Source organism: Neisseria sp. P0018.S001 (assembly GCF_051957355.1).
GTDB lineage: Bacteria > Pseudomonadota > Gammaproteobacteria > Burkholderiales > Neisseriaceae > Neisseria > Neisseria subflava_A.
The window spans coordinates 1-23,831 of record NZ_JBQCWN010000015.1; the positions used below are offsets into that span (position 1 = coordinate 1).

Annotated in this window: 18 protein-coding genes, 4 tRNA genes and 2 pseudogenes; all 24 read right to left on the reverse strand. The window is 46.6% G+C overall.

Annotated features, from left to right (window positions below):
• A partial coding sequence (gene tuf / locus ACTHTJ_RS09365; protein ID WP_050178826.1) for an elongation factor Tu occupies nt 1–946 on the reverse strand: 946 nt, incomplete at its 3' end.
• 85 nt (nt 947–1,031) lie between these two features.
• Nucleotides 1,032–3,137: an elongation factor G gene (gene fusA / locus ACTHTJ_RS09370; protein WP_036491326.1), complete on the reverse strand. Its 2,106-nt coding sequence runs from the start codon at nt 3,135–3,137 to the stop codon at nt 1,032–1,034.
• 18 nt (nt 3,138–3,155) lie between these two features.
• Nucleotides 3,156–3,626: a 30S ribosomal protein S7 gene (rpsG, locus tag ACTHTJ_RS09375; RefSeq protein WP_002240962.1), complete on the reverse strand. Its 471-nt coding sequence runs from the start codon at nt 3,624–3,626 to the stop codon at nt 3,156–3,158.
• Between the two features lie 117 nt (nt 3,627–3,743).
• The gene (gene rpsL / locus ACTHTJ_RS09380; protein ID WP_002218431.1) at nt 3,744–4,115 is read right to left on the reverse strand and encodes a 30S ribosomal protein S12; all 372 of its coding nucleotides are present in this window, start codon (nt 4,113–4,115) and stop codon (nt 3,744–3,746) included.
• A 329-nt stretch (nt 4,116–4,444) separates the two neighbouring features.
• Nucleotides 4,445–8,620, reverse strand: a complete 4,176-nt coding sequence (gene rpoC / locus ACTHTJ_RS09385; protein WP_070583261.1) for a DNA-directed RNA polymerase subunit beta' — start codon at nt 8,618–8,620, stop codon at nt 4,445–4,447.
• Between the two features lie 156 nt (nt 8,621–8,776).
• Entirely contained in the window at nt 8,777–12,955 is a 4,179-nt protein-coding gene (gene rpoB, locus ACTHTJ_RS09390) for a DNA-directed RNA polymerase subunit beta (protein WP_070583259.1), read from the reverse strand.
• Between the two features lie 189 nt (nt 12,956–13,144).
• Entirely contained in the window at nt 13,145–13,516 is a 372-nt protein-coding gene (gene rplL, locus ACTHTJ_RS09395; RefSeq protein ID WP_070583257.1) for a 50S ribosomal protein L7/L12, read from the reverse strand.
• Nucleotides 13,517–13,574: 58 nt separating this feature from the next.
• Complete coding sequence (gene rplJ, locus ACTHTJ_RS09400; protein ID WP_070461120.1) at nt 13,575–14,075, reverse strand: 50S ribosomal protein L10; 501 nt, start codon at nt 14,073–14,075, stop codon at nt 13,575–13,577.
• 223 nt (nt 14,076–14,298) lie between these two features.
• Nucleotides 14,299–14,994, reverse strand: a complete 696-nt coding sequence (gene rplA / locus ACTHTJ_RS09405) for a 50S ribosomal protein L1 (protein WP_003677918.1) — start codon at nt 14,992–14,994, stop codon at nt 14,299–14,301.
• Nucleotides 14,994–15,428 (reverse strand): 50S ribosomal protein L11, encoded by a 435-nt coding sequence (gene rplK, locus ACTHTJ_RS09410; protein WP_002220151.1) that lies wholly within the window; start codon nt 15,426–15,428, stop codon nt 14,994–14,996. The genes rplA and rplK overlap by 1 nt, the downstream gene beginning before the upstream one ends.
• A 104-nt stretch (nt 15,429–15,532) precedes the next feature.
• Nucleotides 15,533–16,066: a transcription termination/antitermination protein NusG gene (nusG, locus tag ACTHTJ_RS09415; RefSeq protein WP_070461118.1), complete on the reverse strand. Its 534-nt coding sequence runs from the start codon at nt 16,064–16,066 to the stop codon at nt 15,533–15,535.
• 2 nt (nt 16,067–16,068) lie between these two features.
• On the reverse strand, nt 16,069–16,344 hold the full coding sequence (gene secE / locus ACTHTJ_RS09420) for a preprotein translocase subunit SecE (protein ID WP_003680696.1): 276 nt from the start codon (nt 16,342–16,344) through the stop codon (nt 16,069–16,071).
• Between the two features lie 131 nt (nt 16,345–16,475).
• A tRNA-Trp gene (locus tag ACTHTJ_RS09425) sits at nt 16,476–16,551 on the reverse strand.
• A 6-nt stretch (nt 16,552–16,557) separates the two neighbouring features.
• Complete coding sequence (gene tuf, locus ACTHTJ_RS09430; protein WP_002215366.1) at nt 16,558–17,742, reverse strand: elongation factor Tu; 1,185 nt, start codon at nt 17,740–17,742, stop codon at nt 16,558–16,560.
• Nucleotides 17,743–17,790: 48 nt separating this feature from the next.
• Nucleotides 17,791–17,865: transfer RNA gene (locus ACTHTJ_RS09435), tRNA-Thr, on the reverse strand.
• Nucleotides 17,866–17,874: 9 nt separating this feature from the next.
• A tRNA-Gly gene (locus tag ACTHTJ_RS09440) sits at nt 17,875–17,948 on the reverse strand.
• A 31-nt stretch (nt 17,949–17,979) separates the two neighbouring features.
• Nucleotides 17,980–18,063, reverse strand: a tRNA-Tyr gene (locus tag ACTHTJ_RS09445).
• A gap of 98 nt (nt 18,064–18,161) precedes the next feature.
• A complete protein-coding gene (locus ACTHTJ_RS09450) occupies nt 18,162–18,413 on the reverse strand; it encodes a YfhL family 4Fe-4S dicluster ferredoxin (protein WP_003679513.1) in 252 nt (83 codons plus the stop codon).
• 122 nt (nt 18,414–18,535) lie between these two features.
• A complete protein-coding gene (gene rsmD, locus ACTHTJ_RS09455) occupies nt 18,536–19,108 on the reverse strand; it encodes a 16S rRNA (guanine(966)-N(2))-methyltransferase RsmD (protein WP_070583293.1) in 573 nt (190 codons plus the stop codon).
• Between the two features lie 147 nt (nt 19,109–19,255).
• Entirely contained in the window at nt 19,256–21,562 is a 2,307-nt protein-coding gene (topA, locus tag ACTHTJ_RS09460) for a type I DNA topoisomerase (protein ID WP_070583291.1), read from the reverse strand.
• A 74-nt stretch (nt 21,563–21,636) separates the two neighbouring features.
• Nucleotides 21,637–22,092, reverse strand: a complete 456-nt coding sequence (locus tag ACTHTJ_RS09465; RefSeq protein ID WP_003749244.1) for a DUF494 family protein — start codon at nt 22,090–22,092, stop codon at nt 21,637–21,639.
• Between the two features lie 24 nt (nt 22,093–22,116).
• Nucleotides 22,117–22,272 (reverse strand): annotated as a pseudogene (locus tag ACTHTJ_RS09470) (DNA-processing protein DprA); the annotation flags it as partial.
• 104 nt (nt 22,273–22,376) lie between these two features.
• Nucleotides 22,377–23,307: pseudogene (gene dprA, locus ACTHTJ_RS09475) on the reverse strand (DNA-processing protein DprA); the annotation flags it as partial.
• Between the two features lie 94 nt (nt 23,308–23,401).
• On the reverse strand, nt 23,402–23,638 hold the full coding sequence (locus ACTHTJ_RS09480) for a hypothetical protein (RefSeq protein ID WP_070461203.1): 237 nt from the start codon (nt 23,636–23,638) through the stop codon (nt 23,402–23,404).
• Between the last annotated feature and the right edge of the window lie 193 nt (nt 23,639–23,831).

The window sequence follows — 23,831 nt, forward strand, 5'->3', positions numbered from 1 at the left end:
CTTCTTTGCTCAGTACGTATACTTCTGCTTTGAACTTGGTGTGAGGAGTGATAGTACCTGGTTTAGCCAATACTTGACCACGCTCTACGTCTTCACGTTTAGTACCACGCAGCAATACGCCTACGTTGTCACCCGCTTGACCTTCGTCCAGCAGTTTGCGGAACATTTCAACGCCGGTGCAAGTGGTTTTTTGGGTTTCTTTCAAACCTACGATTTCGATCTCGTCACCAACGTGGATGATACCGCGCTCTACACGACCGGTTACTACTGTACCACGGCCGGAGATAGAGAATACGTCTTCGATAGGCAACAAGAAAGGTTTGTCCACAGCACGCTCAGGTGTTGGGATGTAGCTGTCCAAGGCAGCAGCCAATTCGAAGATTTTTTCTTCGTAAGCAGCATCACCTTCCAAAGCTTTCAGTGCAGAACCTTGTACGATTGGGCAGTCGTCGCCAGGGAAGTCGTAGCTTGACAACAAGTCACGGATTTCCATTTCAACCAGTTCCAACAGCTCGGCATCGTCAACCATGTCGCATTTGTTCATGAATACGATGATGTAAGGTACACCTACTTGGCGAGCCAACAGGATGTGTTCGCGAGTTTGAGGCATAGGACCGTCAGCGGCAGAACATACCAAGATCGCGCCGTCCATTTGGGCAGCACCGGTAATCATGTTTTTAACGTAGTCGGCGTGGCCCGGGCAGTCTACGTGTGCGTAGTGACGGGTTTCAGTTTCGTATTCTACGTGTGAGGTATTAATGGTAATACCACGAGCTTTTTCTTCAGGAGCGTTGTCGATTTGGTCGTAAGCTTTTGCAGCGCCACCGAATTTTTTAGCCAAAATAGTAGTCAAAGCAGCAGTCAGAGTGGTTTTACCATGGTCAACGTGACCGATGGTGCCAACGTTTACGTGCGGTTTGCTACGTTCAAATTTTTCCTTAGCCATGAGCTAATTCCTTTACATATAAAGATCGATTAAAGAACAATGGCCGTCTGAAAATTTATTTTCAGTTTCAGACGGTCTTTTCTGATTAGCCTTTGCGGGCTTCAGTTACAGCAGCAGCTACGTGAGCAGGAGCTTCAGCGTATTTTTTGAACTCCATGGAGTAAGTAGCGCGACCTTGGGTTGCAGAACGCAGGTCGGTTGAGTAACCGAACATTTCTGCCAGAGGTACTTCGGCACGGACTTTTTTACCGCCGATACCGTCATCATCCATACCCAATACAACGCCACGACGACGGTTCAAGTCGCCCATTACGTCACCCATGTATTCTTCAGGGGTTTCCACTTCAACTGCCATGATTGGCTCAAGCAGAGCAGGATTGGCTTTACGCATACCTTCTTTAAAGGCTTGAGAAGCAGCCAATTCGAACGCCAGTTGAGAGGAGTCAACGTCGTGTGAAGAACCGAAGATCAAACGTACGCGTACGTCAACTACTGGGTAACCTGCAACGATACCGTTAGGCAGGGTATCGCGGATACCTTTATCGACAGACGGAATGAATTCGCGAGGAATCACACCACCTTTAATTTCGTCGATAAATTCGTAACCTGCACCACCCGGCTCCATAGGTTCCATTTTGATCACAACGTGACCGTATTGACCTTTACCACCGGATTGTTTAGCGTGTTTGTATTCAGCTTCAACTTCTTTGCGGATAGTTTCACGGTATGCAACTTGAGGCGCACCAATGTTAGCTTCCACACCGAATTCGCGTTTCATACGATCAACAATAATTTCCAAGTGCAATTCACCCATACCGGAAATAATGGTTTGACCGGATTCTTCGTCTGTACGAACGCGGAAAGAAGGGTCTTCTTTCGCCAGACGGTTCAGGGCGATACCCATTTTCTCTTGGTCGGCTTTGGTTTTTGGTTCAACAGCAATGTGAATTACCGGCTCAGGGAATTCCATGCGTTCCAAGATGATTGGTGCGCTTTCAGCACACAGGGTTTCACCAGTGGTAACGTCTTTAAGACCGATCGCAGCTGCAATATCACCAGCGCGTACTTCTTCAATTTCAGTACGGTCTGCAGCAGTCATTTGCACCAGACGACCGATACGTTCGCGAGTACCTTTTACTGAGTTCAATACGGTATCACCGGATTTCACAACACCAGAGTAAACGCGGATGAAAGTCAACTGACCAACGTATTTATCGTTCAACATTTTGAACGCCAATGCAGAGAATTTCTCTTCATCGCTGGCTTGACGGCTGTCGGCTTCTTCAGTGTTAGGGTTAACACCTTGAACTGGAGGAATGTCGGTAGGAGCAGGCAGCAATTCTACAACTGCATCCAACATACGTTGAACACCTTTGTTTTTAAATGCTGAACCGCACAACATTGGTTGAATTTCACCAGCCAAAGTACGTTGACGCAATGCGCCTACGATTTCTTCTTCAGTCAGCTCATCACCGCCCAAGTATTTATCCATCAATTCTTCGCTGGCTTCTGCTGCAGCTTCAATCATGTTTTGACGCCATTCTTCAGCAGTCTCAACCAATTCAGCAGGAATATCGCCATAGGTAAAGGTTGTACCTTTATCGGCTTCATTCCAAATAATGGATTTCATTTTCAACAGGTCAACAACACCGCTGAAGCTGTCTTCCGCACCAACCGGAATCACGATAGGTACTGGGTTTGCGCGCAAACGGGTTTTCATTTGCTCAACAACGCGGAAGAAGTTGGCACCTTGACGGTCCATTTTGTTTACAAATGCCAAGCGAGGTACTTGGTATTTATTAGCTTGACGCCATACGGTTTCAGATTGAGGTTGAACACCGCCTACTGCACAGTAAACCATTACTGCGCCGTCCAATACACGCATAGAACGCTCTACCTCTACGGTAAAGTCAACGTGTCCCGGGGTGTCGATGATGTTGAAACGGTGCTCAGGGAACTGTTTCGCCATACCGGACCAATAAGAAGTCACAGCAGCAGAAGTAATGGTAATACCACGCTCTTGCTCTTGTTCCATGTAGTCGGTAGTAGCCGCGCCGTCATGCACTTCGCCCAATTTATGAGTCAAACCTGTATAGAACAAAATACGTTCTGTTGTGGTTGTTTTACCCGCGTCAATATGGGCAGAAATACCGATATTGCGATACAGGCTGATAGGGGTCTTACGAGCCATTTTGTTAGCCTTTCGATATTAGAAACGGAAGTGAGAGAATGCTTTGTTAGCTTCAGCCATGCGGTGTACTTCTTCACGTTTTTTCAACGCACCGCCACGACCTTCAGCCGCATCAATCAATTCGCCTGCCAAACGCAGGTCCATAGATTTCTCACCACGTTTACGGGCCGCGTCGCGAACCCAGCGCATTGCCAAAGCCAGACGACGTGAAGGACGAACTTCAACAGGAACTTGGTAGTTTGCACCACCTACACGGCGGCTTTTCACTTCCACGATAGGTTTGGCGTTTGCAATGGCTTCGTTAAATACTTCGATTGCTACTTTGCCGGTTTTTTTCTCAATTTGTTCCAGCGCACCGTAAACGATACGTTCTGCAACAGATTTTTTACCGTCAATCATCAATACGTTCATGAATTTAGTCAGCTCAACGCTGCCGAATTTAGGATCTGGCAGTACGTCGCGCTTAGGGACTTCTCTACGTCTTGGCATTTTAATTTCCTTTAATCTATTCAGTTGGGGCAATTCCCATGAATACCCAATTGAGTATTCACTTACTCGGCCGTTGTTCAGCTTAGGCGGCCGACGTGCCTATTTGAGTCCCGATAATTATTTAGGACGCTTAGCACCGTATTTAGAACGGGCTTGTTTACGGTCTTTAACACCTGCAGTATCCAAAGAACCGCGTACAGTGTGGTAACGTACACCTGGCAAGTCTTTTACACGACCGCCGCGAATCAATACGACGCTGTGCTCTTGCAGGTTGTGGCCTTCACCACCGATGTATGAAATTACTTCAAAACCGTTGGTCAGGCGAACTTTACATACTTTACGCAATGCAGAGTTAGGTTTTTTAGGGGTAGTTGTGTATACACGGGTGCACACGCCACGTTTTTGCGGGCAAGCTTCCAGTGCAGGCACTTTGTTTACGTACACAGGCTTTTGACGGCCTTTGCGTACCAATTGGTTAATAGTTGGCATATTTTCTCGTCCTGTTGAGTTAAATACTTGCCGACACCATGTCGACAAGATTGGAATTATATTTTTATTGCAAGGGTTTAGTCAAGCAAATGACTGATAAAGTTTGGTGTTTTCCAATTTATGCCTAAATTTTAGAAACAAAGGCCGTCTGAAACATTCAGACGGCCTTTGTCATTTTAAATAAGTCCGCAATTTGGTTCTCTACTTATTTTCTCCATTGCTTTCCTTATTTATTCAGACGGCCTTAAACTCTACCCTCTTTTAAGTCCTCTAAAAAATAAAACCGCAAGACTGGCTTGCGGTTTTATTTTCACAACAATCCCGAGGGATTATTCGTCTGAAGCTTCGGTTTCAGAAGTTTCTTGATCGGCTTGCTGCCATTGTTGGTGACGGCTGCGGTGGTAGGTCAAACCTGTACCGGCAGGAATCAAACGACCGACAATCACGTTCTCTTTCAAACCGCGCAGCTCGTCTTGTTTGCCCATAATAGCGGCCTCTGTCAAGACGCGGGTTGTTTCTTGGAACGATGCCGCAGAAATGAAGCTGTCTGTAGACAAGGAAGCTTTGGTAATACCCAGCAACACATTTTCGTAACGTGCCAGCTCTTTGTCTTCAGCCATGGCTTTTTCATTGGCAAGCATCACATCGCCACGCTCAACTTGTTCGCCGGTAATGAACTCTGTATCACCGGAATCGACAATGTTCACTCGACGCAGCATTTGACGGATGATGACTTCGATGTGTTTATCGGAAATCTTCACACCTTGCAGGCGGTAAACCTCTTGTACCTCTTGAACAATGTAGCGAGCCAATGCTTCGATACCTTGCAGACGCAGAATGTCGTGTGGATCTACGGCACCGTCTACGATGGTTTCACCGCGGTTTACCACTTGACCATCGTGTACCAGAATCTGTTTCTCTTTAGAAATCAGGGTTTCGTATGCTACACCGTCTACGTCGGTAATAATCAGGCGCTGTTTACCTTTGGTTTCTTTACCGAAGGAAACGGTACCGGTAATTTCAGCCAACATACCTGCATCTTTCGGCACGCGTGCTTCAAACAATTCGGCTACGCGTGGCAGACCACCGGTAATATCGCGGGTTTTAGAAGACGCTTGTGGAATACGCGCCAACACATCACCCTTACCGACTTCCTGACCTTCACGAATGGTAATCACCGCACCGACCGGGAATGCCATAGAAACTGGGGTAGTCGTACCAGGAATGCAAATTTCCAGACCATTTTCATCCAACAGTTTGACAGTCGGACGCAACAGTTTAGAAGCACTAGAGGAACGACGTTTGCCGTCAATCACTACCAAAGTAGACAAACCAGTTACATCGTCGGTCTGTTTCGCAACGGTAACACCCTCTTCCACGTTTTCGAATTTCACCATACCTGCATGTTCGGTGATCATCGGACGGGTATGCGGATCCCAAGTTGCCAAGGTTTGACCAGCTTTAATGGCTTCGCCGTCTTGTACCAGCAGGATTGCACCGTAAGGTACTTTGTGACGTTCACGTTCGCGACCGATATCGTCGTGAATCACTACTTCACAAGAACGGCCAATGACAACCAACTCGCCTTTGTTGTTGGCAACATAACGCATTTGACTGCTGAAACGTGCTGTACCATTGGATTTAGCTTCTACTTGGCTGGCTGCCGCCGCACGAGATGCCGCACCACCAATGTGGAACGTACGCATGGTCAGCTGAGTACCTGGCTCACCAATGGATTGTGCAGCAATCACACCTACAGCTTCACCAGCGTTAACCAGTTTACCGCGCGCCAAGTCGCGGCCATAACAGTGTGCACACAAACCATGACGGGTTTTACAAGTAATTGGCGTACGGACTTTAACCTCGTCAACACCAGATTGGTCAATGATATCGACTAATTTCTCAGTCAGCAATGTACCTGCCTCAACCAATGTTTCTCCTGTTGAAGGATCAACAACATCTGATGCTGTAACACGGCCTAAAATACGATCGCGCAACGCTTCAATTACGTCACCGCCTTGTACTACTGCTTTCATGACAAAGCCGTCTGAAGTACCGCAATCGTCTTCAACAACCACCAAGTCTTGGGTTACGTCTACCAAACGACGGGTCAAGTAACCGGAGTTTGCAGTTTTCAACGCGGTATCCGCCAAACCCTTACGCGCACCGTGGGTCGCAATAAAGTATTGCAATACGGTCAGGCCTTCGCGGAAGTTAGAGGTAATAGGCGTTTCAATAATCGAGCCGTCAGGTTTTGCCATCAAACCACGCATACCGGACAACTGTTTAATCTGAGCTGCAGAACCACGGGCACCAGAGTCGGCCATCATGTAAATAGAGTTGAAGGACTCTTGATCAACTTCGTTGCCGTCACGGTCGATGACTTTTTGTTTGGACAGGTTGTCCATCATCGCTTTAGCGATCTTATCGCCGGCACGACCCCAAATATCGACCACTTTGTTGTAACGTTCACCGTTGGTTACCAAACCTTGACGGTATTGATCTTCGATTTCTTTAACTTCGGCATTAGCCTCGGCCAGCAAAGCTGCTTTTTCTTTCGGAATTTCCATATCGTCAACCGCAATGGAAATACCGCCTTTAGCTGCAAAACCGAAACCGGTGTACATCAAGTGGTCGGCGAAAATAACTGTGTCACGTAGGCCGCACAGACGGAATGATGCATTAATCAGTTTAGAAATTTCTTTTTTCTTCAGCGCTTTGTTGATGTACTCGAACGGCAGGCCTTTAGGCAAGATTTCGCTCAACAATGCACGGCCGACAGTCGTTTCGTAACGGTTAACGACAGGCTCAAACTCACCTGCTTCGTTTTTCACCCATTCACGCAGACGTACGGTAATTTTCGTACCCAGTTCAACCTGTTTGGTATGGTATGCACGATGCACTTCTTTCACATCGGCAAACAGGCTTCCTTCGCCTTTGGCATTGATACGGTCACGGGTCATGTAGTACAGACCCAATACGATATCTTGAGAAGGTACGATGATTGGTTCGCCGTTGGCTGGAGACAATACGTTGTTTGAAGCCAGCATCAGCGTACGTGCTTCCATTTGTGCTTCCAAGCTCAGTGGAACGTGTACAGCCATTTGGTCACCGTCAAAGTCGGCGTTAAATGCGGCACACACCAATGGGTGCAACTGAATCGCTTTACCTTCAATCAGGATAGGTTCGAACGCTTGAATACCCAAACGGTGCAGGGTTGGCGCACGGTTCAGCATAATCGGATGTTCGCGGATCACTTCTTCCAAGATATCCCATACTTCAGGTACTTCTTGTTCTACCAATTTTTTCGCAGCTTTAACGGTAGACGCCAAACCTTGTTTTTCCAATTTGTGGAAAATGAATGGTTTGAACAGTTCCAACGCCATTTTTTTCGGCAGACCACATTGGTGCAGACGCAGGTATGGACCTACGGTAATCACGGAACGACCAGAGTAGTCCACACGTTTACCCAGCAGGTTTTGACGGAAGCGGCCGCCTTTACCTTTAATCATGTCAGCCAATGATTTCAGCGGACGTTTGTTGGCGCCGGTCATGGCTTTACCGCGACGGCCGTTATCCAACAGAGAGTCAACTGCTTCTTGCAACATACGTTTTTCGTTACGAACGATGATGTCAGGCGCATGCAGTTCCAACAGACGTTTCAGACGGTTGTTACGGTTGATAACGCGGCGGTACAAATCGTTCAAATCGGAAGTGGCAAAACGACCTCCATCCAATGGAACCAACGGACGCAAATCAGGCGGCAATACCGGCAGCACGTCCATAATCATCCATTCCAACTTCATACCGGAACGATGGAAGGCTTCCAACACTTTCAAACGCTTGGCAATTTTTTTGATTTTGGTATCAGAACCGGTAGATTCCAGCTCTTGACGCAAAATTTCGATCTCGCCGGTAATATCCAAGGTGCGCAACAATTCACGAATACCTTCTGCACCCATTTTGGCATCAAAGTCGTCGCCGTATTCGTCCAGTTTGTTGTAGTAATCGTCTTCAGTCAGCAATTGACGACGTTGCAACGGAGTCATACCGGGATCGGTTACCACAAATGCTTCAAAGTACAATACGCGTTCGATATCGCGCAAAGTCATGTCCAATACCATACCCAAGCGGGAAGGCAGGGATTTCAAGAACCAAATGTGGGCAACAGGTGCAGCTAATTCAATGTGGCCCATGCGTTCGCGGCGTACTTTAGACAGGGTCACTTCTACGCCACATTTTTCACAGGTTACGCCTTTAAATTTCAAGCGTTTGTATTTACCGCACAAACATTCATAGTCTTTGACCGGGCCAAAAATTTTGGCGCAGAACAAACCATCTCGCTCTGGTTTGAACGTACGGTAGTTGATGGTTTCAGGTTTTTTAACTTCGCCATAAGACCATGAGCGGATGGTTTCGGGAGAGGCAATACCGATTTTGATGGCATCAAACTCTTCTTCCATGCCGACAGTTTGCAACGGATTAAATAAGTTCAACAAATTCATTTTTGCTCCTTGAAGGAAGTATTTTTACCGCATGGCGGATTTTCGATATTGGGAAACGGTACTTTTGATTTCAGACGGCCTAAATGCCGATTGCTTCATTCTTATTCTGAAACCGCTTTTTCAGACGACCTTAAAAGGCCGTCTGAAAACTTCTGTTTAGTAGCGTTCCAAATCGATATCCAAGCCCAGTGAGCGAATCTCTTTAACCAATACGTTGAAGGATTCAGGCATACCGGCATCGATTTTGTGTTCGCCTTTGACGATGTTCTCGTACATTTTGGTACGGCCGTTCACGTCGTCAGACTTCACGGTCAGCATCTCTTGCAGCGTGTATGCCGCGCCGTATGCTTCCAATGCCCAAACCTCCATCTCACCGAAACGTTGGCCACCGAACTGAGCTTTACCGCCCAGAGGTTGCTGGGTAACCAGACTGTATGGACCGGTAGAACGGGCATGCATTTTTTCGTCAACCAAGTGGTGCAGTTTCAGATAGTGCATCACACCAACTGTAACCTTGCGGTCAAATGCTTCGCCTGAACGGCCGTCATACAGCGTGATTTGAGTTTTACTGTCATTGAAGCCCAGTTTCTCAACCTCAGGATCTTCGCTTGGGTAAGCCAAGTTCAACATTTCGCGGATTTCAGACTCTTTCGCACCGTCGAATACAGGAGAGGCGAAAGATGCGCCTTTGCGCAGGTTAGAAGCCAATTCGATGATTTCTTCATCTGTCAGGCTGTCCAGATCTTCTTTCTTACCGCTACCGTTGTAGAGTTTGTTCAAGAATTCACGCAGCTCGCTGGCTTTGCGTTGCTCTTTCAGCATACGGTCGATGCGTTCACCGATACCTTTTGCCGCCCAACCCAAGTGAACTTCCAAAATCTGGCCAATGTTCATACGGGAAGGTACGCCCAACGGGTTCAGTACGATGTCTACCGGACGGCCGTCAGCCATGTAAGGCATGTCTTCCACCGGCAGAATGCGTGATACCACACCTTTGTTACCGTGGCGACCCGCCATTTTGTCACCAGCTTGCAGACGGCGTTTGATGGCGATAAATACTTTCACCATTTTTTGTACGCCCGGTTGCAGCTCGTCGCCTTGGGTCAGTTTTTTCTTCTTGATCTCATACAACTCATCCGCTTCTTCGCGTTTTTGTTGCAGGCTCAATTTAATCAGTTCCAACTGTTTGGCCAAGTCTTCGTCAGCCAGACGGATGTCAAACCAATCATGTTTGCTGGACAGGCTTGCCAAATATTCGGTAGTAATTTCGCTGCCTTTAGCCAGCTTCATCGGACCACCATTGGCTTTTTGACCCACAATCATACGTTCGATACGGTCGAATGCGTCATTATCGAAAATACGCAATTGATCGCCCAAATCTTGACGGTAACGTTTCAATTCAGAATCAATAATGGATTGAGCACGTTTGTCGCGTTGGATACCTTCACGAGTAAAGACTTGAACGTCGATAACGGTACCGCTCATGCCGGTAGGCATACGCAATGAAGTATCTTTTACGTCAGACGCTTTTTCACCGAAGATGGCACGCAGCAATTTTTCTTCAGGAGTCAGTTGGGTTTCGCCTTTAGGTGTTACTTTACCTACCAAGACGTCACCTGCTTCTACTTCTGCACCGATATACACGATACCGGATTCATCCAAACGGTTTTGCATACGCTCAGACAAGTTCGGAATATCGCGGGTAATGTCTTCTGCACCCAATTTAGTGTCACGTGCAACAACGTTCAACTCTTCAATGTGAATCGAAGTATAACGATCGTCCGCAGCCACTTTTTCTGAAATCAGAATCGAGTCTTCGTAGTTGTAACCGTTCCATGGCATGAAGGCGATGGTCATGTTTTGACCCAAAGCCAACTCGCCCAAGTCGGTAGATGCACCGTCGGCCACCAAGTCACCACGTTGCAACACATCGCCTGCTTTTACGGCCGGACGTTGGTTGATGTTGGTAGATTGGTTAGAACGGGTGAATTTAACCAAGTTGTAAATATCGACACCCACTTCACCGGCAGTCGCTTCATCATCATGAACACGAACCACAACGCGGTTGGCATCTACATACTCAACCACACCACCACGGCGGGCAACGATTGCAGTTGCAGAGTCAACGGCAACAGAGCGCTCGATACCGGTACCAACCATCGGTTTTTCAGGGTGCAGACACGGTACGGCCTGACGTTGCATGTTGGCACCCATCAATGCACGGTTCGCGTCATCATGTTCTAAGAATGGAATCAGAGATGCTGCAACGGATACCACTTGACCGGTTGCCACGTCCATATATTGAACGCGGTCAGGCGTTGCCATAATGGTTTCGCCTTTTTCACGACAAGTGACCAAGTCGCCAATCAAATTACCATCTTTGTCCAAATCGGCATTTGCCTGTGCAATCACATAACGACCTTCTTCGATAGCAGACAAGTAGTCGATTTCTTCAGTTACTTTGCCATCGACAACACGGCGGTAAGGAGTTTCCAAGAAACCATAATCATTGGTACGCGCATAAACGGATAATGAGTTGATCAAACCAATGTTTGGACCCTCAGGTGTTTCAATAGGACATACACGGCCATAGTGGGTCGGATGTACGTCTCGCACCTCAAAGCCTGCACGTTCGCGAGTCAAACCGCCCGGGCCCAATGCAGATACACGGCGTTTATGGGTAACTTCAGACAATGGGTTGGTCTGATCCATAAATTGGCTCAATTGGCTGGAGCCGAAGAATTCTTTAATCGCAGCAGAAACAGGTTTCGCATTGATCAAGTCATGCGGCATCAAGTTCTCAGATTCTGCTTGGTTCAAACGCTCTTTAACTGCACGTTCTACACGAGCCAAACCGCTGCGGAATTGGTTTTCAGTCAACTCACCCACAGAACGAACACGACGATTACCCAAGTGGTCAATATCATCTACTTCGCCATGACCGTTACGCAGTTCAACCAATGTAGCAATGGAAGCAACGATGTCTTCAACGCTCAGAACGTAACCACCTTTTTCAGATGCACCAGCCAAAGTTTCGTTCAGCAAACGGCCATACCAAGAATTTTGTTGTGCTTCAGACAGTTTTTGCTCGTATGTGCGCGTATTGAATTTCATACGGCCTACGCGAGACAAATCATAGCTGTCTTCACTGAAGAACAAGCGGTTGAAGAGCTGCTCAACAGCTTCTTCGGTAGGCGGTTCGCCAGGACGCATCATGCGGTAAATCGCTACGCGTGCAGCTTGCTGATCAGCAGTTTCATCTGTACGCAGAGTGCTGGAGATGTAACCGCCTTGATCCAATTCATTGATATAAAGGGTCGTAATTTCTTTTACACCATGGATATCAAGCTTAGCCAACAGTTCTTCTGTAATTTCATCGTTAGCAGAAGCCAATACTTCGCCGGTTTCCGGATCAATCAGGTCAGCAGCCAATGCTTTACCCAACAGGCTTTCTGGCTCTACATCCAGACGAGTCAAGCCTGCATTGGTAATATCACGGATATTTTTCGCAGTAATGCGTTTACCTTTGGCGACCAGTACATTGCCTTCTTTATCCAAGATATCAACTTTGGCAGTTTCACCTTTCAGACGGCCTGCAACCAGATCAGTTTGAACACCGTTTGAAGACAAATAGAAAGTTTCTTTATCGTAGAAAATATCCAAGATTTGTTCATTGTTGTAGCCCAAAGCTTTCAACAAAATCGTAACCGGCATTTTACGGCGACGGTCGATACGGAAATACAGCAAATCTTTTGGATCAAATTCGAAATCCAACCATGAACCACGGTAAGGAATAATACGAGCAGAGAACAACAGCTTACCGGAAGAATGTGTTTTACCACGGTCATGCTCAAAGAACACGCCAGGAGAACGATGCAGCTGGGAAACAATCACGCGCTCAGTACCATTGATGACAAAAGAGCCGCTTGGCGTCATCAATGGGATTTCGCCCATATACACTTCGTTTTCACGAACTTCTTTTACTGTCGGCTTAGATGCTTCTTTATCCAAAATCACCAAACGGATACGGGCACGCAATGGAGCCGCATAAGTAATGCCGCGCAATTGACATTCAGGAATATCGAACAAAGGCTCGCCCAATGTGTAATGCACAAACTCCAAACGCGCATAACCGTTATGGCTCACAATCGGGAAAATAGAATTAAATGCCGCTTGCAGACCATCATCAGTGCGTTGGTCAAAAGCATTTTCCAGCTGCAAAAATTTCGCATAAGAATCAATTTGGGTTGCCAGCAGGAAAGGAACATCTAAGACATTCTCTCGCTTTGCAAAACTCTTACGGATACGTTTTTTCTCGGTAAACGAATAGCTCATATACACTCCGAAAAGCAATTTTAAATAATAGACCGTCTGAAACAACGGCATGCATCAACCTGATATTTACATTTATTTGCAATGATTTTATAAAGACTATGCAAATAAATGTAAACAATGTCTGATGCTTATTTTAAGAAGCAAAATAAGGCTGGCAGAAAACTGCCAGCCTTCATAGGAAGCATCAAATTATTTGATTTCGACTTTAGCGCCGGCTTCTTCCAGTTGTTTTTGGATGTCTTCAGCTTCAGCTTTAGAAACACCTTCTTTCAGAGTTTTAGGTGCACCGTCAACGATGTCTTTAGCTTCTTTCAGACCCAAGCCAGTGAGAGCGCGGACAACTTTAATCACGCCAACTTTTTGATCACCGGCAGAAGCCAATACTACGTCAAATTCAGTTTTCTCTTCAGCAGCAGCTGCACCAGCACCTGCAGGACCTGCAACTGCAACTGCAGCAGCAGAAACGCCAAATTTTTCTTCAAAAGCTTTAACCAAGTCGTTCAATTCCATTACGGTCAAAGAACCAACGGCTTCCAAAATGTCTTCTTTAGTAATAGCCATGCTATTTATACTCCAAATATTGTATTAAAAAATAATTGATTAAATGAAACAAAATCGATTAAGCGGCTTCTTCGCCAGCTTTTTTCTCTGCCAAAGCAGCCAAACCACGTGCAAGGCCTGATACGGGAGCTTGCATAACGAACAACAGTTTGGACAACAGCTCTTCGCGGCTTGGAATAGAGGCCAACTCAGCAACCTGAGCAGCATCCATTACTTCGCCATTGTAAGAACCGGCTTTAACGATAATTTTGTCATCTTTTTTCGCGAATTGGTGCAGCACTTTAGCAGCAGCAACAGCATCTTCAGAAGCAGCATAAACCAATGGACCAACCATTTGATCGGCCAAATCTGCGAATGAAGTACCTTCTACTGCGCGACGAGCCAGAGTATTTTTCAGAACACGCAAGTAAACGCCTTCTTTACGTGCATTTGCACGAAGCTCAGTCATGCTGGAAACACTGATACCGCGATATTCAGCGACTACGAGAGTTTGAGCGTTAGCAATTGCTGCGCTAATTTCCTCTACGGCCACTTTCTTGGTTTCAATATTGAGACTCAAGGTCTACCTCCCACTGTTTATAAACAGGATACCGAAATGATATCCCACCAGCGCGGTAACCTAAAAAGACATCTTACAAGCAATCTTGCAATGTGTTTCAGGACTACCGTCTGCGTAGGGCAGTTACGATTAAATCTTACGATCCCTACGGTCTTGGACATCTACTTAATTTTAAGTAGCCCAAATTCAGGCAATCCAGAAAACCGGATCACCTGAAAATTTCTTAGTTGTTCACGCTTGCAGTATCAACGCGAACACCCAAACCCATAGTGCTGGATACAGCAACTTTTTTCAGGTATTGACCTTTAGCAGCAGCAGGTTTGGCTTTAACGATAGCATCCAGCAACGCATTGAAGTTTTCTTTCAAGTCAGCTTCAGCGAAAGAAGCACGACCGATAGTTGCATGAACGATACCGGCTTTATCTGTACGGTATTGTACTTGACCTGCTTTTGCATTTTTAACTGCTTCAGCAACATTAGGAGTAACAGTACCTACTTTAGGGTTTGGCATCAGACCACGAGGACCTAAGATGGTACCCAATTGACCAACGATACGCATTGCATCAGGAGAAGCAATAACAACGTCAAAGTTCAGGTTACCAGCTTTGATTTCAGCGGCCAGATCTTCAAAACCGACAATATCTGCACCAGCTTCTTTAGCAGCATCTGCATTTGCACCTTGAGTAAATACAGCTACGCGAGTTGTTTTACCGGTACCTTTAGGCAGAACGACTGAACCACGGATAACTTGGTCAGATTTACGAGGATCAACACCCAGGTTGAAAGATACGTCAACAGACTCGTCAAATTTAGCAGTAGCAGCTTTTTTAACCAAAGCAATTGCTTCGTCGATTGCGTACAGTTTGTTAGCTTCAACAGAAGAGCGCAGAGCTTTCAAGCGTTTAGATACTTTAGCCATTATACAACACCCTCCACGTCCAAGCCCATTGAGCGAGCAGAACCTGCGATAGTACGAACAGCCGCATCCAAGTCAGCAGCAGTCAAATCAGGCTCTTTAGTTTTAGCAATTTCTTCCAACTGAGCGCGGGTCAATTTACCCACTTTGTTAGTCAGAGGATTAGAACTACCTTTTTGCAGACCAGCAGCTTTTTTCAACAAGATAGAAGCTGGTGGAGTTTTCATCACAAATGTAAATGATTTATCTGCAAATGCAGTAATCACGACTGGAATTGGCAAACCAGGTTCCATACCTTGGGTTGCAGCATTAAATGCTTTACAGAATTCCATGATGTTCAAACCACGCTGACCCAAAGCAGGACCAACTGGGGGAGATGGATTGGCTTTACCTGCAGGAATTTGCAGTTTGATGTAGCCGATAATTTTCTTTGCCACTTAAGGACTCCTAAAAACGGGTATAACGCGGAACCATTCCGCTTCCCAAACAGAATTTGCGATTATATCTGCTTAAAAAAAAATTTTCAAGCGAATTAAACCACTTAAATCTTTTCAACCTGACCGAACTCTAATTCAACCGGTGTTTCCCGACCAAAAATTTGAACTGAAACACGCAGTCTATTACGCTCGTAGTTAACTTCATCAACAATTCCATTGAAATCAGCAAATGGACCTTCATTCACACGAACCTGCTGACCCACTTCGAATTCAACTTTTGGTTTTGGCTTCTCAACACCTGTTTTGGCTTGTTGCAAAATAGCATCTGCATCTTTTTGAGAAATTGGGATTGGACGATTTCCGCTACCACCTACAAAGCCATTTACTCGAGGGGTACTCTTAACCAAATGCCATGAATCATCGGTCATTTCCATTTCAACCAGCACATAGCCTGGATAGAATTTACGCTCACTGATGGTTTTTCGGCCATTCTTGATGTCTACCACTTCCTCTACAGGAACGAGAATCTGACCGAAATATTCTTCCATGTTTTCACGAGTAATACGCTCTTTCAATGTTTTTTGAACATTTTTCTCGAAACCGGAATAGGCCTGTACCACATACCAACGCTTTGACATCTTTACCCTTTCCTATTTAATAAAACATCAAAAAACAACCATGAAATAATTGTATCTGCCGCATAAATGAAGGCTGCTAAAACTGCAACGAAGATAATCACAAATACAGTCATTTTAACCGCTTCATCACGACTCGGCCAAACTACCTTCTTAAACTCAGTCCAAGAGCTCTTAAAATATGCAAACAGACCTTCTTTCTTTTCAGGAGCCGGCTTATTACTTACCACAACTTCCTTTTTCTGATGGTCTTCTTTGCGTCCAGACGGATGTTCTGTCATCTTTACTCACTTATCAATACCCCACCCGCCTTCATTTTAGATAGTGGCATTGATCCATTAATTAATTCCAAATAATCTTAAAACTTAAGTACAAAAAAATTAACCGGCACAAGGCCGGTTAATTTTTTATTTGGCAGGCCAAGAGGGTCTCGAACCCCCAACCCTCGGTTTTGGAGACCGATACTCTACCAATTGAGCTATTGGCCTCTAAACTTAAGCGATTACAGAAGAAACCACACCCGCACCTACGGTACGACCACCTTCGCGAATCGCAAAGCGCAGACCTTCTTCCATAGCGATTGGCGCAATCAGTTCTACAGTAATGGTCACGTTCTCACCTGGCATTACCATTTCTACGCCTTCTTCCAAAGTAACTGCACCAGTTACGTCAGTAGTACGGAAGTAGAATTGTGGACGGTAGTTAGCGAAGAATGGAGTGTGACGACCACCCTCTTCTTTGCTCAGTACGTATACTTCTGCTTTGAACTTGGTGTGAGGAGTGATAGTACCTGGTTTAGCCAATACTTGACCACGCTCTACGTCTTCACGTTTAGTACCACGCAGCAATACGCCTACGTTATCACCTGCTTGACCTTCGTCCAGCAGTTTGCGGAACATTTCAACGCCGGTACAAGTAGTTTTTTGGGTTTCTTTCAGACCTACGATTTCGATCTCGTCACCAACGTGGATGATACCACGCTCTACACGACCGGTTACTACTGTACCACGGCCGGAGATAGAGAATACGTCTTCGATAGGCAACAAGAAAGGTTTGTCCACAGCACGCTCAGGTGTTGGGATGTAGCTGTCCAGAGCAGCAGCCAATTCGAAGATTTTTTCTTCGTAAGCAGCGTCACCTTCCAAAGCTTTCAGTGCGGAACCTTGTACGATTGGGCAGTCGTCGCCTGGGAAGTCGTAGCTTGACAACAAGTCACGGATTTCCATTTCAACCAGTTCCAACAACTCGGCATCGTCAACCATGTCGCATTTGTTCATGAATACGATGATGTAAGGTACACCTACTTGGCGAGCCAGCAGGATGTGTTCGCGAGTTTGTGGCATAGGACCATCAGCTGCGGAACATACCAAGATCGCGCCGTCCATTTGGGCAGCACCGGTAATCATGTTTTTAACGTAGTCGGCGTGGCCCGGGCAGTCTACGTGTGCGTAGTGACGGGTTTCAGTTTCGTATTCTACGTGTGAGGTATTAATGGTAATACCACGAGCTTTTTCTTCAGGAGCGTTGTCGATTTGGTCGTAAGCTTTTGCAGCGCCACCGAATTTTTTAGCCAAAATAGTAGTCAAAGCAGCAGTCAGAGTGGTTTTACCATGGTCAACGTGACCGATGGTGCCAACGTTTACGTGCGGTTTGCTACGTTCAAATTTTTCCTTAGCCATGGCAATATCCTATAATCTAAGCTTTTGAAAGAAAGGGTAATAATGAGATGGTGCCCATGGGCAGATTTGAACTGCCGACCTCTCCCTTACCAAGGGAGTGCTCTACCCCTGAGCTACATGGGCGAAATTGTTTGGAGCGGGTGAAGGGAATCGAACCCTCACCGTAAGCTTGGAAGGCTTCTGCTCTACCATTGAGCTACACCCGCATACTCACTATTTGCTCCAAGTAAGAATTTTTGGTGGAGGGAGAAGGATTCGAACCTTCGAAGCTCACGCAACAGATTTACAGTCTGCCCCCTTTGACCGCTCGGGAATCCCTCCAAAAGAGAACGCTAGTTTATTTGCAACTCGGATTTCCGTCAAGATTTTTTTTCACTTATTTCTTTAAAAATATCCAAGTTTTTGCTTTTAAACATTATTTACTTAAATTGAATGATTTTTTCGTACTTGGCCATCAGTTCTTCGTGCGTTTCAGGATGTTCTTCATCGATCAAGATACAGTCGACAGGACATACCTGTTGGCACTGAGGCTCATCGTAATGGCCTACACATTGCGTACACAAATTTGGATTGATTTCGTAAATTTCTTCACCTTGCGAAATGGCATCATTAGGACATTCCGGCTCGCACACATCGCAGTTAATGCACTCATCTGTAATAAAGAGCGACATTTCTATTTCCTTTTTTCTTAAATTATCAAAACCGATTGGGCGCGGATTATAGCACAAATGACGTCGGAACAATCCGTTTGAAAGAATGTTTTACACCTTGGGAATGATTCTCAAATTCTATACTATTCAGCAACTTGCGAATAGAGCAACAATTCAAACCTACTCATTCCCGCCTTTCCTTCCCGATAAATTTCCAGCCAATCCGGTTTTTCAGGCAGCTTTCCTGCTTCAATATAGACCATTGCCCCATTTTTCAAGTGGCTTTGCAATCGGATAAACAGATTTTGCCAATCTTCCCATGCAAACGGCGGATCAAGAAACACGACATCAAATTTTTCAGACGGCATTGCCAGATAAGCCATGCCGTCTGAACACACGATTTCTACTTGTTTCAAACCTAATTCACGGATATTTTTCTGAAGCGTTTGAACAGTTTGGCGGTGGTTATCGACCATTACCACTTTTGCCGCATGACGAGAAGTAGCCTCCATTCCCAAAGCACCACTGCCGCTGAATAAATCCAATACTGTTTTGCCGGTTAAATCCTGACCCAACCAATTAAACAGTTTTTCACGCACGCTGTCAGGTGTCGGACGCAGACCGTCTGCAGATAAAAATGTTAACTTTCGTCCCCTGCATTGTCCGCCAATGATGCGTACTTGATTGGTGTGTTTGGAATGTTTGTTGTTTGCCATGATTTGTAAAAGATGCCGAGTTTTCAGACGGCCTCAATTATATAGTGAAACTGCCATCAAACCGTATTTCACTCTATCCTTTCAATACAAAAAAGCCGTCTGAAAATCATTTTTCAGACGGCCTTTTTCTACCCAAGCTTTAACCAATTACTCTTTCGGCGCAGGCGGTTCAATCTGTTCTTTCCAGCCACATTCTTTTTGCGGGCAGACTTTTTCCACACCCCAGCGTTTGGTGGTTTTGATGGTCAGTACCGGCCAATGGCAGTTCGGACATTCTTCGGCGACGGGCGGGTTCCAAGTGGCATAGTTGCAGTCGGGATAGGTGCTGCAACTGTAAAACAGTTTGCCGTAGCGGGATTTGCGCTCGACGAGGTTGCCTTTTTTGCATTGTGGGCATTGGACGCCGGTGTCTTTCGGTTTTTCCAGCGGCTCGACATGTTTGCATTTCGGATAGTTGGCGCAACCGATGAATTTGCTGCCGGTACGGCTGTATTTGTACACTAGGCGACCGCCGCATTTAGGGCATTCTCGTCCGTCAAGTTCGGCTTGCTCGGCTTCCGCTTTGGCAATGCGCTCGGCGGCTTCTTCGGCGGTTTCGTTAACGTTGCGGGTGTAACTGCACTCGGGATAGCCGGCACAGGCAACGAAACGACCCATTTTACCGAATTTGATTTGCAGCTTGTGTTCGCCGCATTTCGGGCAGGTTTCGTTGAGTTCCTGCGTGGTAAATTTGGCGCGTTCGATACCCTCTTTTTCTTCTACTTGTTTGATGAACGGCTTCCAGAATTTATCCATCACGGGAATCCATTGGCGTTTGCCGCTAGCAATTTCGTCAAGCTGATCTTCAAGTTTGGCAGTAAAGTGGTAATCGACGTATTGGGCGAAGTGTTCGGTCAGGAATTTATTGACGATGTCGCCTGTGTCGGTGGGCATAAAGCGTTTTTGCTCAAGGGTAACGTATTCGCGGTCTTTGAGCGTGGAAATAATACTGGCGTAGGTCGAGGGGCGGCCAATGCCGTATTCCTCGAGGGCTTTAACCAGCGTGGCTTCGTTGTAACGTGGCGGCGGAGTGGTAAAGTGTTGTTCGCCGTAGAGTTTGTCCACGGGCAATTTGTCGCCTTCGCTCATTTCAGGCAGTTTTTTGCTGTCTTCGCTCTCTTCATCGTCGCTGCTTTCTTCGTAAACGCTAAGGAAGCCTGCGAAGGTTTGTACTTGTCCGGTTACGCGGAATACGCCCTTGCCGACGGTAATATCGACGGTGGTTTGGTCAAATTTGGCGGGCGTCATCTGACAGGCGACGGTGCGCTGCCAAATCATTTGATAGAGTTTGAACTGGTCTGCGCTCAGGAAGGGTTTGACGCTTTCAGGTGTGCGGTACACGGAAGTCGGACGGATCGCTTCGTGGGCTTCTTGGGCGTTTTTGGATTTGGTTTTGTACTGCTTGGCCGAACTTGGCAGATATTCTTTGCCGATTTTGTTTTCGATGTAATGGCGGATTTCGGTTAACGCTTCATCGGCCAAATTCACGCTGTCGGTACGCATATAGGTAATCAGACCGATGGCGCCCTGCCCTACGTCTATACCTTCGTAAAGCTGCTGGGCGGTACGCATGGTGCGGTCGGTGGTGAAACCAAGTTTACGCACGGCATCCTGCTGCATGGTAGAAGTGGTGAACGGCGCGGCAGGATTGCGGCTGCGCTTTTTCTTTTCGATGGCGGTAACGACGGCCTCTTTGCCTTCGAGTTCTTTCAACACGTCGGCTTGCGCGGTTTCGTTCGGCAGGTCGAATTGTTCGAGTTTCGCGCCGTTGTATTGGGCGAGTTTAGCGGTGAACTTGCTGCGGCCTTTGTGGCTGTCGAGATGTACCGTCCAATATTCCTGCGCTTCAAACGCGCGGATTTCGTTTTCGCGCTCACAAATCAGGCGCAAAGCAGGGCTTTGTACACGGCCCGCGCTCAAACCGCGGCGGATTTTTTTCCATAACAATGGCGAGAGGTTGAAACCGACCAAATAGTCCAAAGCGCGGCGGGCTTGTTGCGCATCAACCAAGTCCATTTCGATTTCGCGCGGATGGGCAACGGCATCGAGGACGGCGTTTTTGGTGATTTCGTGGAACACGACACGCTGCGGCTTGATGTTTTTCAGGCCGCGTTTGGATTTGAGGATTTCCAAAAGATGCCAAGAAATGGCTTCGCCTTCCCTATCCGGGTCGGTTGCGAGGTAGATGTTTTCGGCTTCTTTGGCACCGGCGACGATGGCATCGACGTGTTTGCTGTTGCGGCTGATCAGTTGGTATTTCATGGCAAAGCCATTGTCGGGATCGACTGCTCCGCTTTTCGGAACCAAATCGCGGACGTGGCCGTAAGACGCCAAGATTTCAAAATCACCGCCCAGATATTTTTTCAGGGTTTTGGCTTTGGACGGGGATTCGACGATTAATAGGTTTTTCGCCATTGTTGTTCTCTTTTGGATGTATTGGGTTTATGTTTCAGACGGCCTTTATTATTGAGGCCGTCTGAAAAAAAGGTTTAGTGCATCACGTTTTGTCCGGTCAATGCACTCATCAAGTCGTCGCCAATCAGGACAGGCAACTCGCTTTTGTGCATCCACAACACCAGCAATACCAACACTTTGGCGGTATCGAGGGTGATTTCGTCCGATGGAATATGCATCAGGGCGTGAATGACGATTTCGCGTTGCTCATAAGTAATTGCGTGCTCGGCAACCAAATACTGCATCAAGCCCATGACTTCCTGCGGCAGGTTTTCAGCTTCTTCACGGCAGAATACGCGCAGGGAGTCGCTGTTAAACGGCTCGGCATAGAATTCGGACGTATTGAACAAGACTTCCATCATCATCAATGTATTGCCGATTTCCGTAGCATCAAAACCTGCATCTTCCAAGAGGCGACCCAAATCCTCCGGAGGCGGACAATTGTCGAAATCTTGGAAGTGTTCGATTAAATAGGCAATGACTTCGGTCATGCTGGTTCCTTAAATATAGATAATTTATGCTTTGACACGCTGATAACGGCCGCCCGGTAAGGCGGCGACGATACCGTCAAGTTCGTATTCCAAAAGCTGTGCGTACACGTCTGCCGCTGCCGTATTGGTTTGTTGTGCCAAAATATCGGGATGTATCGGGTCGTAACCCATTGCTTCCAATAAAGCGCTTGTTGATGGGGCGGCAGGTAGGTTTTCAGACGGCCTTGGCGGTTCATCCGCTATTGTTTTTTGTTGCAGATGTTTGGTTCGATCGTTTTTCAGTTTTACCGTCTTATTTATAGAATATGATGGAACAGGCGTATTTTGCAATAGCTGCGGACACTCATGGAGAATATCGTCCAGACATTCCACCAGTTTTGCCCCGTCTTTAATCAGCTTGTGACAGCCTTTGCTGTGCGGATTGTCTATCGAACCGGGCACCGCCATCACTTCGCGCCCCATCTCCGCCGCCAGCTTGGCAGTAATCAATGAGCCGGATTCCAATGCCGCCTCGACCACCAATGTCAGCTGCGACAATGCGGCAATCAAACGGTTGCGGCGCGGAAAGTTGCCTGCAAACGGACGCGTATCTAAAGGGAACTCGCTGACAATCAATCCCCTTTCGGCAATTTCATAAGCAAGGTTTTTATTGGACGGCGGATAAATGCGGTCTATACCGGTTCCCCAGACGGCAATGGTGCCGCCATCTGCCTGCAATGCCCCCTGATGGGCGGCGGTATCGATACCCGAAGCCATACCCGATACGACGGGAATGCCTTTTTTGCTCAACGCCCTGCCGAAATCTTTGGCAATCCGCATTGCCTGCGGCGTGGCATGGCGGCTGCCGACAATCGCGGCAGAAGGTGTGTGCAGCAGCTCTGCATTGCCGCGTAAAAACAAGACCGGCGGCGCGGTAATGCCTTGTGTCAGCATTTCGGGGAAATCATCATCTTGCAGCAGCAACAAACGGCAACCGTCCTGCGTTTCCCATTGTAAAGCTGCTTCAGCAGACCGCTGCGCCAAAGCCCGTTTGTCCTCATTGCGCCACGATTCGGCCGCCTGTTTATGGCGTACCAACGCGGCAATTCTATCTGCCGGCGCATTCAAGGCAGCTTGTGCGCTACCGAATTGCTGCAACAGCACCAAAAAACTTTCTGCGCCGATATAGGGCGTAAATGCCAGTTGCAACCAAGCAAAACGCTCGTTTTCCGTCATCAATCTGTTCCCTTTTCGTAATGTTTTTTTCAGACGGCCTGAAGTAAATCAAGGCCGTCTGAAAATTTTATTGATATAAAGCTTTAGTTTCCCATCACAGTAACTTTCTCAAAACATCATTTTTATCCAATATACGATTAATCAGATATTCATCATCAGGTTTTAAGTTATCCATTAGCTCATCTACAACGGCCATACGGCTACGTAGAAATTTCAAAAGCTCCGGATTTGGGTTTTCTTTATTGTATTCATCATAGCGAGCCTGAACTAAAGACTGCTGACTTTGGCCTAAAATCTCTAAAGCTACTTCATAATCAAAATGTCCTAACATTGGACAACTCCTTTTCAAAAGTACATCTTTACATTAAAGCATATTTACATCTTTATGTTTTAGCCATTACTGCTGCATTTCATTTTGAATCGCCTGAATGACAAAATCTTTCAAAGAAATACCATGTTGAGCACAATAATTTTTCAATTCTTGGTGCATCGATTCAGACATAATCAATGTATAGTGTTTTTCC